Source organism: Streptomyces sp. NPDC002690 (assembly GCF_053592415.1).
In genome coordinates this window covers 1-14,706 of record NZ_JBSFVR010000180.1, presented here as the reverse complement: position 1 = coordinate 14,706, position 14,706 = coordinate 1, and the positions used below count along the sequence as shown (strand labels likewise).

At 72.7% G+C, this 14,706-nt stretch carries 13 protein-coding genes; 8 read left to right on the top strand and 5 right to left on the bottom strand.

The window, feature by feature from the left end; translation table 11 throughout:
* On the top strand, positions 1-1,107 hold a 1,107-nt coding region (locus ACWD3D_RS21835), incomplete at its 5' end, for a protein phosphatase 2C domain-containing protein (RefSeq protein ID WP_451462503.1).
* A 128-nt stretch (positions 1,108-1,235) separates the two neighbouring features.
* Positions 1,236-2,978, top strand: a complete 1,743-nt coding sequence (locus ACWD3D_RS21830) for a pyruvate dehydrogenase (protein WP_451462502.1) — start codon at positions 1,236-1,238, stop codon at positions 2,976-2,978.
* Between the two features lie 99 nt (positions 2,979-3,077).
* Here ACWD3D_RS21830 and ACWD3D_RS21825 read toward each other — a convergent pair whose 3' ends face one another.
* Positions 3,078-3,539, bottom strand: coding sequence for a ribonuclease domain-containing protein (locus ACWD3D_RS21825; protein ID WP_451462501.1), 462 nt, complete (start codon positions 3,537-3,539; stop codon positions 3,078-3,080).
* 200 nt (positions 3,540-3,739) lie between these two features.
* Between ACWD3D_RS21825 and ACWD3D_RS21820 the strand changes: the two genes are divergently transcribed.
* Complete coding sequence (locus ACWD3D_RS21820) at positions 3,740-4,186, top strand: ATP-binding protein (protein ID WP_451462500.1); 447 nt, start codon at positions 3,740-3,742, stop codon at positions 4,184-4,186.
* Positions 4,187-4,202: 16 nt separating this feature from the next.
* Here the strand turns inward: ACWD3D_RS21820 and ACWD3D_RS21815 are convergent, their stop codons facing one another.
* Positions 4,203-5,297: a DUF2637 domain-containing protein gene (locus ACWD3D_RS21815; protein WP_451462499.1), complete on the bottom strand. Its 1,095-nt coding sequence runs from the start codon at positions 5,295-5,297 to the stop codon at positions 4,203-4,205.
* A 193-nt stretch (positions 5,298-5,490) separates the two neighbouring features.
* Positions 5,491-6,345 carry a (2Fe-2S)-binding protein gene (locus ACWD3D_RS21810; RefSeq protein ID WP_451462498.1) on the bottom strand — a complete coding sequence of 285 codons (855 nt, stop codon included), beginning with the start codon at positions 6,343-6,345 and terminating at the stop codon, positions 5,491-5,493.
* A 153-nt stretch (positions 6,346-6,498) separates the two neighbouring features.
* Between ACWD3D_RS21810 and ACWD3D_RS21805 the strand changes: the two genes are divergently transcribed.
* The gene (locus tag ACWD3D_RS21805; RefSeq protein WP_451462497.1) at positions 6,499-7,305 is read left to right on the top strand and encodes a GntR family transcriptional regulator; all 807 of its coding nucleotides are present in this window, start codon (positions 6,499-6,501) and stop codon (positions 7,303-7,305) included.
* A 52-nt stretch (positions 7,306-7,357) separates the two neighbouring features.
* On the opposite strand, the gene ACWD3D_RS21800 is transcribed toward ACWD3D_RS21805, so the two are convergent.
* Both ACWD3D_RS21800 and ACWD3D_RS21795 read right to left on the bottom strand, forming a co-directional pair.
* Entirely contained in the window at positions 7,358-8,143 is a 786-nt protein-coding gene (locus ACWD3D_RS21800; protein WP_451462496.1) for a hypothetical protein, read from the bottom strand.
* A 173-nt stretch (positions 8,144-8,316) separates the two neighbouring features.
* Entirely contained in the window at positions 8,317-10,059 is a 1,743-nt protein-coding gene (locus tag ACWD3D_RS21795; protein ID WP_451462495.1) for a PucR family transcriptional regulator, read from the bottom strand.
* A 300-nt stretch (positions 10,060-10,359) separates the two neighbouring features.
* Between ACWD3D_RS21795 and ACWD3D_RS21790 the strand changes: the two genes are divergently transcribed.
* The 4 genes from ACWD3D_RS21790 to ACWD3D_RS21775 all read left to right on the top strand — a co-directional run.
* Complete coding sequence (locus ACWD3D_RS21790) at positions 10,360-11,247, top strand: FAD binding domain-containing protein (protein WP_451462494.1); 888 nt, start codon at positions 10,360-10,362, stop codon at positions 11,245-11,247.
* Positions 11,248-11,249: 2 nt separating this feature from the next.
* The gene (locus ACWD3D_RS21785; RefSeq protein ID WP_451462493.1) at positions 11,250-11,834 is read left to right on the top strand and encodes a (2Fe-2S)-binding protein; all 585 of its coding nucleotides are present in this window, start codon (positions 11,250-11,252) and stop codon (positions 11,832-11,834) included.
* Positions 11,831-14,218, top strand: a complete 2,388-nt coding sequence (pucD, locus tag ACWD3D_RS21780; RefSeq protein WP_451462492.1) for a xanthine dehydrogenase subunit D — start codon at positions 11,831-11,833, stop codon at positions 14,216-14,218. Before ACWD3D_RS21785 ends, pucD begins: the two co-directional genes overlap by 4 nt.
* A 56-nt stretch (positions 14,219-14,274) precedes the next feature.
* Positions 14,275-14,706, top strand: a 432-nt coding sequence (locus ACWD3D_RS21775) for an XdhC family protein (protein WP_451462491.1), incomplete at its 3' end; no start/stop codon positions are given.

The following is a 14,706-nucleotide window of genomic DNA, read 5'->3' as shown; positions in this document are numbered from 1 at the left end:
GAGAGCCGGGGCGACACGGCCGGCGGCAGGCACGCCAAGGGCCCCGCCCGGCAGGAAGCGGACGCACCGCTCCCGGTCACCGGGCGTCGGCCGGCCGCCCCCGGACACCTGGGGGAGCGCCCGCCCGCCTTCGAGGCCGAGCCCGCCACCCTGCCGGCCACCACCCCGCTCAACCTCGACGGGCTCGTTCCCGACACCGTCCTCGACGGCGCCCGGTACGGCACGTACACGCTCCGGACCGTCTCCGTGCGCGGCGACGCGGCCCGCTTCCGCGGCGAACCCCGGGGCGACGCGCTGCTCACCGCCCGGTTCGGCAGCGGCGAGGGCGGCCTCGTCCTCGTCGCCGTCGCCCTGGGCACCCGGGGTGCGGAAGGGGCCCACCTCGCGGCGGCGGACGCCTGCCGCTGGATCGGCGGCGCGGTGGGCCGCAGCCACGCGCGGCTCTCCGAGGACATCCGGGCCGGACGCCGGGGCGACCTGAAGTCCGGACTGCACCGGCTCACCGACCGTACGTACGGCAAACTCCGTTCCCGCGCGGCCGAACTGGGACTGGACCCGCGGGACCACTCCGTCCGACTGCGCTGCCTGCTGCTGTCCGCCGATCCTCGGTGCCGCACCCGGGTCTTCTTCGGCGTCGGCGGCGGAGGTCTCTTCCGGCTGCGCGACGGCGTCTGGCAGGACCTCGAACCCGCTCTCCCGGAGGGCGGGGCTGCCATCGGTGAGGCGGTCGTCGGTTTCGGCTCGCCGCCGCGCGAGCCGGTCGCCACGGGCACTCCCGACACCGGCGCGCCCGACCCCGCCGAGGACCGGCTGACACTGGACCTCCAGATCGTGACGCCTCCGGGGCCGTACATCGAGGACCCGGTGCCTTTGCCGTCCGAGCCCTTCAGGTTCCGGGCCTCCGTGGCCCGTTCGGGCGACACGCTGCTGCTCTGTTCCCCCGGGCTCGCCGACCCGATGCGCGCGGAGCCGGCGCTCGCCGGGGAGCTCGCCGCACGCTGGGCTCCCGAAGGTCCGCCCGGCCTCGCCGAGTTCCTGGCGGATCTCCAGATCCGGATCGAGGGGTACGCCGACGACCGCACGGCCGCGGCGGTCTGGGAGGCGTAACCGCGCCCGCCGTGGGTTGATGGACTGCGGAGACCGTCCGGCTGCGATTCCCGTGGGTCCGGGAGTTTCGGGCTCCGGAGTCCGGACAGTCGAGCGTGCACGGAGACGGGCAGAGAGGGCGCATTCCCATGGCCAAGCAGAACGTGTCGGAGCAGTTCGTCGACATTCTCGTACGGGCGGGAGTGGAGCGGATGTACGGCGTGGTCGGCGACAGCCTCAACCCGGTCGTCGACGCCATCCGGCGCCACAAGGGCATCGAGTGGATCCAGGTCCGGCACGAGGAGACCGCCGCCTTCGCGGCCGGCGCCGAGGCCCAGATCACCGGTTCTCTCGCGGCCTGCGCCGGCTCCTGCGGCCCCGGCAACCTCCACCTGATCAACGGGCTGTACGACGCCCACCGCTCCATGGCGCCGGTGCTCGCCCTCGCCTCGCACATTCCCTCCGGCGAGATCGGGCTCGGCTTCTTCCAGGAGACCCATCCTGAGCTGCTCTTCCAGGAGTGCAGCCACTACAACGAGATGATCTCCAACCCGCAGCAGATGCCCCGCCTCCTCCAGACGGCGATCCAGCACGCCATCGGACGGGGCGGCGTCAGCGTCGTCTCCATGCCCGGTGACGTCGCCTCCCAGCCGGCGCCCGAGAAGTCGGTCGAGCACGCCCTGGTCACCTCCCGGCCCACGGTCCGCCCGGGTGACCAGGAGATCGACGAGCTCTGCCGGATGGTCGACGAGGCCAAGCGGGTCACGCTGTTCTGCGGCAGCGGCACGGCCGGCGCGCATGCCGAGGTGATGGAGTTCGCCGAGAAGGTGAAGTCGCCGGTCGGTCACGCGCTGCGCGGCAAGGAATGGATTCAGTACGACAATCCCTACGACGTCGGCATGAGCGGGCTGCTCGGCTACGGCGCCGCGTACGAGGCGACCAACGAGTGCGATCTGCTGATCCTGCTCGGCACCGACTTCCCGTACAACGCCTTCCTGCCGACCGACGTGAAGATCGTCCAGGTCGACGTCCGTCCGGAACGTCTGGGGCGGCGTTCCAAGCTCGATCTCGCGGTCTGGGGCGATGTGCGCGAGACACTGCGCTGCCTCACGCCGAGGGTCAAGCCGAAGAGCGACCGCAAGTTCCTCGACCGGATGCTGAAGAAGCATGCCGACGCGCTGGAGGGCGTGGTCAAGGCGTACACCCGCAAGGTCGAGAAGCACCGCCCGATCCACCCGGAGTACGTGGCCTCGGTGCTGGACGAGATCGCCGACGAGGACGCCGTGTTCACCGTCGACACCGGCATGTGCAACGTCTGGGCGGCACGCTACCTGACGCCCAACGGCAAGCGGCGGGTGATCGGTTCGTTCAGCCACGGCTCGATGGCCAACGCCCTGCCCCAGGCGATCGGCGCCCAGTTCACCGATCGCAACCGCCAGGTCGTCTCGATGTCCGGCGACGGCGGATTCTCCATGCTGATGGGTGACTTCCTCACCCTCGTCCAGTACGACCTGCCGATCAAGGTCGTCCTGTTCAACAACTCCTCGCTCGGCATGGTGGAGTTGGAGATGCTGGTTGCCGGGCTGCCCTCGTTCGGCACGACCAACAAGAACCCGGACTTCGCCGCGGTGGCCCGCGCGGCCGGTGCCTACGGTGTCCGGGTGGAGAAGCCGAAGCAATTGGAGAGCGCCCTGCGGGACGCCTTCAGGCACAAGGGGCCGGCGCTCGTGGACATCGTCACCGACCCGAACGCCCTGTCCATCCCGCCGAAGATCAGCACCGACATGGTGACCGGGTTCGCGCTCTCCGCCGGGAAGATCGTGCTGGACGGAGGCGTGGGCCGGATGCTCCAGATGGCCCGCTCCAACCTCCGCAACGTCCCCCGCCCCTGATCCGCCGGACAGCACCCGAGGCCCGGACCCCGGTGGGGCCCGCGCCGCCGGTGGGGGTCGGCGGCGCGGGCCGGAACCGGATGCCGTGGGAGTGACCCGTCAGCAGCCGTGGTCGACGAGGTCGAAGGTCACGTAGTGGTCGGCGGTGTAGTAGTCCTGCACCGCCGACCCTGTCACGATCCGCCGGGCGCCTCTGGTCGAAGAGCCAGGCGTGACCACGGTGTACTCGTGGTAGTAGCCGGTGGTCTTGGCGGGCAGGACGCCCTCGCGGTTCTGGAACACCACGCCGTCCTGCGAGTAGGGGAAGGGGCCCCCGGCGTCGATGAGGTCGAGCGTGTCGTGCGCCTGGGACGGGAGAGCGGAGTAGCAGATGCTGCCGACCGAGGCGGCGGAGAGGGGCGAGTAGGGGGAGGAGGCGGCGTACGCCGGGGAGGAGGCGTACGCCGCGGCGGAGACGGGGGAAGGGTCCGCGACGGCGGCCGACACCGGGGCGCCGACGAGGAGCGCGGACAGGAGGGCGGCGGTGCCGCCGAGCGTGATGACCCGTGGGGGGATTCGCATGGGCCCTATGATGACGCGCGTAGATCCCTCTTCGTCAACGGCAACTCCCTGAAATTTTCCGGAAGTTAACCAAGGGTGTCGGCCCGCCGGTGCCGCCGTGCGCGACCACGCGTGATCGCGCGGTGACGGGGCATGCATTGCGTGATGACGTTCGAGGGATCGAGGCAGTAGGAGGCTGATTCGGCGTGCGGGCGGGGGACATGATGGAACGTCACGACAAGACCGGTCACCGCGGGGGCGGTGCGCGGTCCCCCGGCGGGGGGGAGGGGCAGGGCGAAAGCCTGTACCGCCGCCTCGGGCACACGGACAGCTCCGCGGTCGGAAAGGTCCGGCGCGATCTCCGGGACTTCCTCCGATCCCGGATCGGCATGGAGTCCGTGGAGACCGCGGAGCTGCTGTTGAGCGAACTGCTGACCAACGCGCTGATCCACACCCGCAACGGCGCGGCGGTCACGGCCACCGTCGAGGGGGCGAAGGTCAGGGTGGAGGTGCGTGACTTCGCGTCCGGCATGCCCCGGTCGTACGTACCGAACGCCGACGACGGTACGCACGGCCGGGGGCTGATCCTGGTGCGGAGCCTTGCCGACGCCTGGGGGGTGGAAGCACAGGCGTTGGGCAAGGTGGTCTGGTTCGAGGTGGCCGACTGAGGGCCGCCGAGTGCGCTCAGCCGAACTGCTGCTCAAGATCCTTGAGTTTGCGCTCGAGGGAGTCGAGTCGCGGCAGCGCCTGGGTGTCGTCCTCGGCGGTCAGGTCCACCAGCGGCTCGCCACCGGGGCCCGGCGTGCCGTTCTTCGGGCCGGTTTCGCCCGTCGTCCGCTGCGAACCGCTGACCGCCTGGAGCGGCGGCCGGGGCCGCAGCGGCAGTTGGCCCGGTTCCGTCGTGGCGGACTCCACGGCGGGGCGGTCCACGGCCGGCGCGGGGGGCAGGGCGGGAACGTCCACCTGGCGGCCGTTCCGGCCCCTGTTCCATGCGCGGTTCTGCCGGTTGAGGGCCTTGATGTGCGCCCGGTCCAGCTTCTCCTGGCCCCGCCTGCGCAGGCGGTCCTGCTCCTGCTCACGGCGGTCCTCGCGGACCTCGTCGACCGCCTCGTCCAGGGTGCGCACGCCTTCGAGGAGCATCAACGACCAGGCATCGAAGGTCTCCCGAGGGGCGCGCAGCCAGCGGACGATCCGAATCTGCGGCAACGGCCTGGGGACCAGGCCCTGTTCGCGAAGTGCGGCCCGGCGGGTCTGCTTCAGCGCGCGGTCGAAGAGCACCGCCGCCGAGAGCGACATCCCCGCGAAGAACTGCGGCGCGCCCGCGTGGTCGATGCCGCGCGGCGCGTGGACCCAGTTGAACCAGGCCGCCGCCCCGGCGAACGTCCACACCAGCAGCCGCGATCCGAGCGCCGCGTCTCCGTGGCTCGCCTCACGCACGGCCAGTACGGAACAGAACATGGCCGCACCGTCGAGGCCGAACGGGACGAGGTACTCCCAGCCTCCGCCGAGGCCGAGGTTCTGCTGGCCGAAGCCGACGAGGCCGTGGAAGGAGAGCGCGGCGGCGACGGCCGCGCAGCAGAACAGCAGGAGGTAGGAGGCGGTCGCGTAGAGCGCTTCCTTGCGCCTGCGGCGGTCCTCGCTGCGTTCCCAGGTGTCGTCGGCCGAGGCTTTGCCGGCCGCACGCTTACCGCGTGCGACCACCGTCACCGCCGCCATGACTCCCACGAGCAGTACGGCGCCCGGAAGCAGCCAGTCGAGCGACATGTCGGTCAGTCTCATGCGCGGTTCCTCGGGTCACGTAGGGCGTTTCGGACGCCATCGTGACGGAACTTCCGCCCGTCTCAAGCGGATTCGGGGCAAGAGCACGCCTTCGGGGGGACCGGAGCGTACAGGTGACCCCATTTTGGTCGAACTGCCGCGCGATATCGAAGAGTTGCATTCGAGAGCGACTCCCTCGTGCGGGTGGTGTCGATCAGGAGGCCGTGGCGAGCCTCTTCACGCGGTCGCTGTCGCACGTGCGCGGGCAGGTCACACAGGTGTCCTCGGGGCGCAGCGTGTAGAAGAGGCAGCAGCTCGCGCGGTCGCGGGTCGGCAGCGACTCGCCGTTCGGGCCGGTCAGTTCGCGGAATCCGGCCGCTCCGACGTAGGGCTTGGTGGCGCCCGGGAGCAGGCGTTCCAGCTCGGTCATCGCCCGGGTCTCCTCGCCCAGCAGGTGGGCGACGTACCAGAGGCCCTCGACGATCTCGTCCGTCGCCATGCCCCACAGCGCCCGCTTCCCGCGCCGCATGCGCGGTCCGAAGCCCTCCAGGACAGGGCCCATGTGGGCGGCGACGGAGGCCAGCACCTCGGCCCGGAGCGCCGCTTCGTCCGGTACGACGCGCGCGTCGGGGTGCGAGGCCGCCGGGTCGTCGGGAAGGCAGGCGAACTCCGGTACGCGGACGGCGAAGTGGCCCAGTGCCCGCTGGAACGCCACGTCCTCGACCGGGACCCGCGGCACCCTGCGGTGCAGGAACCACGGCAGGGTCACCAGCAGGCAGGCGGGCCAGGCGTACCGGTGGAGCCCGAAGCTGGCCACCACGTCCGGGCGGGCCCGCTGCTGGTAGTCGCGCAGGATCTGCGCCTCGTCCCACTCCAGGAAGGTGTCGACCGCCGCGCCGCCCGAGGCGAGCGCGTCGGCGCGCACCCAGCCGGAGCCGGAGGGAAGTGGTGCCGTCCGGTCGAGCACGTCGGTGCGCATGCCGGGAAAGACCTCGGCCAGGCGTGCGTACGCCGAGGTCACCGGGGAGGCCGGTGCGGTGGTGCCTACGGGCACCGTGGGAACGGTCATGCGGGACCACCGATTCACGAGCGCTGACAGGCAAGGCTTACCTTACCCGATGTGATCGACGTGTGAACCTCGGGGTCCTGCGCCTATCGTGCACGGGTGGCGCCGTCCGAGCGGGACGACGCGGTCGGGGCGGGACGGGTACGAGGAGGACCGGTGGAGCAGGGCAGAGCGCGGCAGGACGCACCGGCGTACTCCGCGTACCCGGCGGAGCGGCCCGGGGCTTCGGGGGCGTTCGAAGCGTTCGGCGCGGGTGCGGCCCCCCGGGTGCCCGCGCAGGCGGGACGCGGCCCGGCGCGTGGCGAACACACCCACGGCGAGGCCGCCGCGCCCCCGCCCGTCCACCGTTACTCCGTACGAGGGCAGATCCTGGACGCCTTGCGGGAGGCCCTGGCCGCGGGGGAGCTCGTACCGGGGCTCGTGTACTCCGCCCCCGCGCTCGGCGCGAACTTCGGCGTGTCCGCCACCCCGGTGCGCGAGGCGATGCAGCGGCTGGCCGCGGAAGGGGCGGTGGAGGTCGTGCCGAACCGGGGCTTCCGCATCGTCGAGCGCGGCCCGCGCGAGCTGGCCGAGCTGGCCGAGGTCCGCGCGCTGATGGAGGCCCCCGTCGTGCTGCGGCTCGCCCGAACCGTGCCGGCCTGCCGCTGGGCGACGCTGCGGCCGCTGGCGGAGGCCACGGTCGCCGCGGCGGCGACCGGAGACCGCTCGGCCTACGCGGAGAGCGACCGGGCCTTCCACCGGGCCCTGCTCGGGTTCGCACGGAACGCCCAGCTGGTGGCCCTCGCCGACGATCTCCACCGCCGCTGTCCGGGACCGCTGCCCGGGGCCGCGCCGGGCAGGCCCGCGGGCCTGCGGGCCGACGCGGCGCAGCACACCGCACTGCTGGACGCGCTGACCGACCGTGACCTGACGGCCGTGCGGGCCCTGGTCGCGGAGCACTACCGGAGCCCGGCGGACGCCTGAGAGGTGCCCCGCCCTTCCCGGGCCCCGCGGCCCGCGAGCCGGTGGAGAGCCTTCAGTTCGCCGCGGCGACCTCCGGCTCCGGCGGCTCGTCGAGCAGCGGGGCGAGCCAGGTGGGTACCCCGCCCAGCAGCCGGAAGAGGCGGCCCGCCTCGGCGCGCAGCCGGGTGGCCACCGGCTCCGTCTCGGTCTCGGCGAGGGAGATCAGCGCCGGCGCCGTGCCGACGAGGTAGCCCAGTTCCTCCCGTATCCGCAGCGACTCCGCGAACCCGTGGCGTGCCTGCGGCAGGTCCCCCTCGCTGAGGGCCAGGGACGCAAGGTGGCGCCAGGTGAAGGAGAGCAGTAACGCGTCCCCCCGGGCGGTCGCGCCCGTGTGTGCCCGGCGGAAGGCGGTCCGCGCGGAATCGGGGGCGCGGGCGATGTTCTGAGCGATCAGCCCGCGCCGGAAGTCCAGCAGGGGCCGTCCCGGCGCGTCCGGGGCGAGCAGGGCCGCCGCGCGGCTCAGCGCCACGGACGCCTCGTCGGCGCGGTCGCGGACGCCCAGCAGGGTGGAGGCGTACGCGAGGTAGCCGCGCTCGCAGGCCGCGGCCCCCCGCTCGGCATTGTCCTTCGCGAGTGCCTCGGCCGTCCGCAGGGCTTCCTCGGCCTCGGTCCAGCCCTCGGTCGTGTAGAGGCAGCGCTCGGTCAGCAGGGCGGTGCGCTGGAGGGCCGCGGCCGGGTCGGTGGCGGCGCTCGGCCCGAGCAGGGCCGCGGCGTCCGTCCAGCAGGCGCGGGAGCGCAGCCGCCACACCGCGGTCAGGAGAGGAGGTTCGTCATCGGCTGTCGTTCCGGACCCAGACATGGCGGTGTACGCCACATTGCCTCCCCGAGCGCGCCATTGAGCTGTTGAGTGTGGGCGCATCTCAGCACGGATCGGCAGCCCGGCCAAGAGGGCGGGCCAGGTTCAGGTGAAAGATTTCACAAACGGGTGTCGGCCTTGTCGCGCCCGGGCGGTGCCCGGCCGGACGAGGAAGGTCAGCTCATGCGCAGGGCGAGGAAGAAATCGAGCTTGTCCTCCAGCCGGGCGAGGTCGCGCCCCGTCAACTGCTCGATACGCCCGACGCGGTAGCGCAGCGTGTTGACGTGCAGGTGGAGGCGGGTCGCGCAGCGGGTCCAGGAGCCGTCGCACTCCAGGAACGCCTCCAGCGTCGGGATCAGCTCGGCGCGGTGGCGTTCGTCGTAGCTCCGTAGCGGGTCCAGCAGCCGGGCGGTGAAGGCCCGCCGCACGTCGTCCGGGACGAACGGCAGCAGCAGTACGTGCGAGGCCAGCTCGTCGTGACCGGCCGCGCAGACCCGGCCCGGGCGGGCCGCCGCGACCCGACGGGCGTGCCGGGCCTCCTCCAGCGCACCGCGAAGCCCCTCGGCCGAGTGGACGGCCGCGCTGACGCCCAGCGTGAGGCGGCCGTCGTCCGCGAGCCCCGCCGAGAGCGGCTCGCGCACCGCGTCCAGCAGGGCGCTCGCGCGCAGAGCGGGGTCCGACCCGTCGGCGGAGCCGTCGTTCCCGGGCCTCTCGCCGGGCACCTGCCCGGCCGGGGCGACCGCCGGCAGCGGTACGAGAGCGATGGCCTCGTCCTCCGTGTACGCCACCGCTATCCGGTCGGCCGAATCCGGCCCGGTGACCGCCGGATCGACCAGGATCTCCTCCAGCAGCGCCTGGGCCGCAGGCCCGCCCGCGTGGTCCTGCGCACCGTTGTGGGCGGGGGAGCCGCCGTCCGGGGCCGCCTCCCACTCCACCCGTGCCACCACCACCTGCCAGTGCGGCGCGGTACCGAGGCCGGGCAGCAGCACCGGTGCGGCCACCCGCAGCCGGGCCGCGATCTCGGCCGGGGCGGCGCCGGTCTGCACGAGCTCCAGCACCTCCTGGGCCAGCCGCCGCCGCACCGTGCGCGCGGCGTCGCGCCGGTCGCGCTCGACGGCGATCAGCTGGGTGACCCCCTGGAGCAGGTCCAGCCGGGCCTCGGGCCAGTCGCCAGGGTCGGCCTCCACCGCGAGGAGCCACTCCGAGAGGGCGGACCCGCGTGAGTCCTGCGGGGCGGGCACGGCGCTCCGGCCGGTGTTCCGGATCGGGAAGAGCGCGTAGGTGGTGCCGTCCACCGAGGCCGCGTGCGGACCCCTGCGACCGGTCCTGGCCGCCGCCAGATGACGGCCCGCGAGAGCGGTCGCGACCGGTCCGGGCAGCGGCTTCCCGGCGTCGGCGATCCGTCGTCCGGTGGGCGAGAGTACCCATGCCGACAGGGACAGATCCCCGGCGAGCAGGTCCAGCACGACCTCGGGGCCGCCGCCCGCCGGGCCGGAGGTCATCAGTCTGCGGTGGCGGTCCACGACGGCGGCCAGATCCCCGGCGCGCTCGCCGGACACCTGCCGCACGACGTGTTCGGTGATCGTCGCGAAGGCAACGGTCTCGTTCACCGCGAAGAGCGGCATGCGGTGGCGCAGGCAGGCCTCGACCAAGTCGTCGGGTATCGGACCGAGCTCGGCCTCGCCCGCCGCCAGCGCGCTGACCCCGGCCTGGGCGAGTATCCGCACGAAGGGCTCGGAGTCCGTCGCGCCACGGCGCCACGCCAGTCCGGTGAGCACGAGCTCGCCGCCGGAGAGGTAGCGGCTCGGGTCGCGCAGGTCGGTCGTCATGACGCCCCGGACCGGACGGTCCAGCTCGTCTTCGCCGCCGAGCAGCCGCAGCCCCAGCGCGTCGGTGTCCAGCAGTGCGCGCAGCCGCATCTCGTTGCCGCCGATCTGTTTTCCGTAGGTCCAGGGCCCCCGGTGAAGGTCCAGGAGTCTTGTGATGGTCCAGGAGTCCTGTGAATTGCGGCGAGGTTTCCGACCCTCACCATTCGTTCGAATCTACAAGACGAGTGAGGAGACCAGCCAACTCCTTCATTGTTTCGGTGACTGCACCGGTTGGAGCACGGCTTGTGTACTGGAGGCCACCCTGCGTCAACAACTGATGAAGGGCGATCGTTTTCCGGCCCCACGCGGGGCCCCTCCACCCTGCGCAGCCCATCGAGAAGAGAGCCACTCATGGACTTCCTTCGACCCGCCGCCTGGGAGGACGCGCTCGCCGCCAAAGCCGAGCACCCGGCGGCCGTACCGCTCGCGGGCGGCACGGACGTCATGGTCGAGATCAACTTCGACCACCGCCGCCCGGACCACCTCCTCGACCTGAGCCGGATCGGTGAACTCGCCGAATGGGAGGTCGGCGAGCGGACCGTGCGCCTCGGCGCCTCGGTCCCGTACAGCGCGATCATGCGGTACCTGCGGACCGAGCTTCCCGGACTGGCCCTCGCCTCGCACACCGTCGCCTCCCCGCAGATCCGCAACCGGGGCGGGGTCGGCGGCAACCTCGGTACCGCCTCCCCGGCCGGGGACGCGCACCCGGCGCTGCTCGCCGCGGGCGCGGAGGTCGAAGCGGTGTCGGTGCGCGGCACCCGGATGATCCCGATCGACGCGTTCTACACCGGCGTCAAACGGAACGCGCTCGCCCCCGACGAACTCATCCGCGCCGTGCACATCGCGAAGGCGGACGGCCCGCAGCAGTTCTCCAAGGTCGGCACCCGCAACGCCATGGTCATCGCCGTCTGCGCCTTCTCGATCGCCCTGCACCCCCCAACCCGTACGGTGCGCACCGGCATCGGCTCGGCCGCGCCCACCCCGGTCCGCGCCACCGCCGCCGAGGAGTTCCTGAACGCCGCGCTCGACGAAGGCGGCTTCTGGGAGAACGGCCGCGTCATCACCCCGTCCGTCGCCCGCGAGTTCGCGGGCCTCGCCTCGGGAGCCTGCAACCCGATCGACGACGTCCGCGGCACCGCCCGCTACCGCCGGCACGCGGTCGGCGTCCTCGCCCGCCGCACCCTCGGCTGGACTTGGGAGCAGTACCGCACCGGCCGCACCCTCGAAGGAGCCCGCTGACCATGCGCGTCCACTTCACCGTCAACGGCCGGCCGCAGCAGGCGGACGACGTCTGGGAGGGCGAGTCCCTCCTGTACGTCCTGCGCGAACGCATGGGCCTGCCCGGCTCCAAGAACGCCTGCGAACAGGGCGAGTGCGGCTCCTGCACCGTCCGCCTCGACGGAGTGCCCGTCTGCGCCTGCCTGGTCGCCGCCGGACAGGCCGAGGGCCGCGAGGTCACCACCGTCGAAGGGCTCGCCGACTACGCCCGCCACCGCGCCGCCGCCCACCCCGGCAGCGGCTGCGCGGCAGGCTGCGGCACCGGCCTCGACGAAGCCCGCGGATGGCGGCCCGCGCCCGGACCGGACGGCCCCCCGCTCTCCCCGGTCCAGCAGGCGTTCATCGACGCCGGAGCCGTGCAATGCGGCTTCTGCACCCCCGGACTCCTGGTCGCCGCCGACGAACTCCTCGAACAGCGGCCCTCCCCGTCCGACCAGGACATCCGCGAGGCGCTCTCCGGCAACCTCTGCCGCTGCACCGGCTACGAGAAGATCCTCGACGCGGTCCGCCTCGCCGCCACCCGCTCCGGAGCGGCGGTCAGGCCATGACGAAGACGACCACCGGCACCCCGGTCGGCCTCACCCAGGGCTCACCCACCCGGGGCGGGATCGGCGAGTCCACCCTCCGCCCCGACGGCACTCTCAAGGTCACGGGGGAGTTCGCCTACTCCTCCGACATGTGGCACGAGGACATGCTCTGGGGCCACACCCTGCGCTCCACCACCGCGCACGCCGAGATCCGGTCCATCGACGTCGCGGAGGCGCTCGCCACCCCTGGCGTGTACGCGGTCCTCACCTGGGACGACCTGCCCGCCGCCGTGAAGAACTACGGCCTGGAGATCAAGGACACCCCCGCCCTCGCCCACGGCCGGGTCCGCCACCACGGCGAACCGGTCGCCCTGGTCGCCGCGGACCACCCCGAGACCGCCCGCCGTGCCGCCGCGAAGATCCGCGTCGACTACGCGGAACTCCCCGTCGTCACCGACGAGGCATCCGCCACCGCCCCCGACGCGGTCCTGCTCCACGAGGGCCGCGACGACCACCACAGCGCTCATGTCCCGCACCCCAACGTGGTGCACCGCCAGCCGGTCGTGCGCGGCGACGCGGCGGCGGCGGCGGCCCGCGCGGACGTGATCGTGCGCGGCAGTTACGTCTTCGGCATGCAGGACCAGGCGTTCCTCGGCCCCGAGTCCGGACTCGCCGTACCCGCCGAGGACGGCGGCGTGGACCTCTACGTCGCCACCCAGTGGCTGCACTCCGACCGAGGGCAGATGGCACCCGTCCTCGGCCTCCCCGAGGAGAAGATCCGGATGACACTGTCCGGAGTCGGCGGCGCCTTCGGAGGCCGCGAGGACCTGTCCATGCAGATCCACGCCTGCCTGCTCGCGCTGCGTACCGGCAGGCCGGTCAAGATGGTCTACAACCGCTTCGAGTCCTTCTTCGGACACGTCCACCGCCACCCCGCCAGGCTCACCTACGAGCACGGTGCCACCCGCGACGGCAAGCTGACCCACGTGAAGTGCCGCATCGTGCTGGACGGCGGCGCCTACGCCTCGTCCTCACCGGCCGTCGTCGGCAACGCCGCCTCGCTCTCGGTGGGACCGTACGCCGTGGACGACGTCGACATCGAGGCGCTCGCCCTCTACACCAACAACCCTCCCTGCGGGGCGATGCGCGGCTTCGGAGCCGTCCAGGCCTGCTTCGCGTACGAGGCCCAGATGGACAAGCTCGCCGCCGAACTCGGCCTGCACCCGGTGGAGTTCCGCCGGATCAACGCGATGGAGCAGGGCACCCTGCTGCCCACCGGGCAGCCCTGCGACTCGCCCGCACCCGTCGCCGAACTCCTGCGCCGCGTCAAGTCCCGCCCGCTGCCGCCCGAACGGCAGTGGCTGGCCGCCGGTCGGGTCGACCTGCGCGCACTGCCCGGCGGGCTCTCCAACACCACGCACGGCGAGAGCGTCGTACGGGGCGTGGGGTACGCGGTCGGGCTGAAGAACGTCGGTTTCTCCGAGGGCTTCGACGACTACTCGACCGCCCGGGTCCGGATGGAGGTCATCAACGGCGAGGCCGTCGCGACCGTGCACACCGCGATGGCGGAGGTCGGACAGGGCGGTGTCACCGTGCACGCGCAGATCGCGCGCACCGAACTCGGCGTCGGCCAGGTCACCGTCCAGCCCGCCGACACCCGGGTCGGCTCGGCCGGCTCCACCTCCGCCTCCCGCCAGACGTACGTCACAGGCGGTGCGGTCAAGAACAGCTGCGAGGCCGTCCGGGAGCGCGTGCTGGAACTGGGGCGTGTCAAGTTCGGTACGTACCACCCCGCTTGGGCCACCGCCGAACTCCGCCTGGAGGACGGCAAGGTCGTCACCGACGGCGGCGAGGCCCTCGCCGGCCTCGCCGAGGTCCTGGGGGACGAGGTGGTCGAGGTGGAGCTGGAGTGGCGTCACCGCCCTACCGAACCCTTCGACCGCCGCACCGGCCAGGGCAACGGCCATGTGCAGTACTCCTTCGCCGCTCATCGCGCCGTCGTGGAGGTGGACACCGAACTCGGACTGGTGAAGGTGGTCGAACTCGCCTGTGCCCAGGACGTCGGCAAGGCCCTCAACCCGCTCGCCGTCGCCGGACAGATCCAGGGCGGCACCACCCAGGGGCTCGGTGTCGCAGTGATGGAGGAGATTCTCGTCGACCCGAAGACCGCCAGGGTCCGCAACCCGTCCTTCACCGACTACCTGATCCCGACCATCCTCGACACCCCGCCCATCCCGCTCGACGTGCTCGAACTCGCCGACCACAACGCCCCGTACGGCCTCCGGGGCGTCGGCGAGGCTCCCACCCTCTCGGCCACCCCCGCCGTCCTCGCCGCGATCCGGGCGGCGACGGGCCTGGAACTCAACCGCACCCCGGTGCGGCCGGAGCATCTCACCGGCACCTGACCGCTTCCCCGGCGCGACGGCCCCCCTGTTCCGACTCCACCAGAGAGGAGAGAAGCGTGCTGGACATCGCCGCCGAACTGCACCGATGGGCCGTGCAGGGACGGGACTTCGCCGTCGCCACGGTCGTCCGGGTCACCGGGAGCGCACCCCGGCAGCCGGGCGCCGCGCTCGCCGTCGACCGGGCCGGCGAGGCGGTCGGCTCGGTCTCGGGCGGCTGCGTGGAGGGGGCCGTGTACGAACTGTGCCGCCAGGCCCTGGAGGACGGGATCACCGTGCGCGAGCGGTTCGGCTACAGCGACGAGGACGCCTTCGCGGTCGGTCTCACCTGTGGCGGGACCATCGAGGTGCTGGTCACCCCGGTCCGGGCCGGCGACGCCGTCCGGCCGGTCGTGGCACGAGCACGCCATGGGAGCGATCCTCCGGGCATCGCCCGGCAGAGCCTGACCCGCCCCTACGGCGGCACCTTCCTGACCTTCTCCCACTACATG

Excerpts from the sequence above, each read along its gene's own strand:
- ACWD3D_RS21830 (WP_451462502.1), top strand. The coding sequence starts at position 1,236 with ATGGCCAAGCAGAACGTGTCGGAGCAGTTCGTCGACATTCTCGTACGG.
- ACWD3D_RS21825 (WP_451462501.1), bottom strand. The coding sequence starts at position 3,539 with ATGCGAATCCCCCCACGGGTCATCACGCTCGGCGGCACCGCCGCCCTC.
- ACWD3D_RS21820 (WP_451462500.1), top strand. The coding sequence starts at position 3,740 with ATGATGGAACGTCACGACAAGACCGGTCACCGCGGGGGCGGTGCGCGG.
- ACWD3D_RS21815 (WP_451462499.1), bottom strand. The coding sequence starts at position 5,297 with ATGAGACTGACCGACATGTCGCTCGACTGGCTGCTTCCGGGCGCCGTA.
- ACWD3D_RS21810 (WP_451462498.1), bottom strand. The coding sequence starts at position 6,345 with ATGACCGTTCCCACGGTGCCCGTAGGCACCACCGCACCGGCCTCCCCG.
- ACWD3D_RS21800 (WP_451462496.1), bottom strand. The coding sequence starts at position 8,143 with ATGTCTGGGTCCGGAACGACAGCCGATGACGAACCTCCTCTCCTGACC.
- ACWD3D_RS21795 (WP_451462495.1), bottom strand. The coding sequence starts at position 10,059 with ATGCGGCTGCGCGCACTGCTGGACACCGACGCGCTGGGGCTGCGGCTG.
- ACWD3D_RS21790 (WP_451462494.1), top strand. The coding sequence starts at position 10,360 with ATGGACTTCCTTCGACCCGCCGCCTGGGAGGACGCGCTCGCCGCCAAA.
- ACWD3D_RS21785 (WP_451462493.1), top strand. The coding sequence starts at position 11,250 with ATGCGCGTCCACTTCACCGTCAACGGCCGGCCGCAGCAGGCGGACGAC.
- pucD (WP_451462492.1), top strand. The coding sequence starts at position 11,831 with ATGACGAAGACGACCACCGGCACCCCGGTCGGCCTCACCCAGGGCTCA.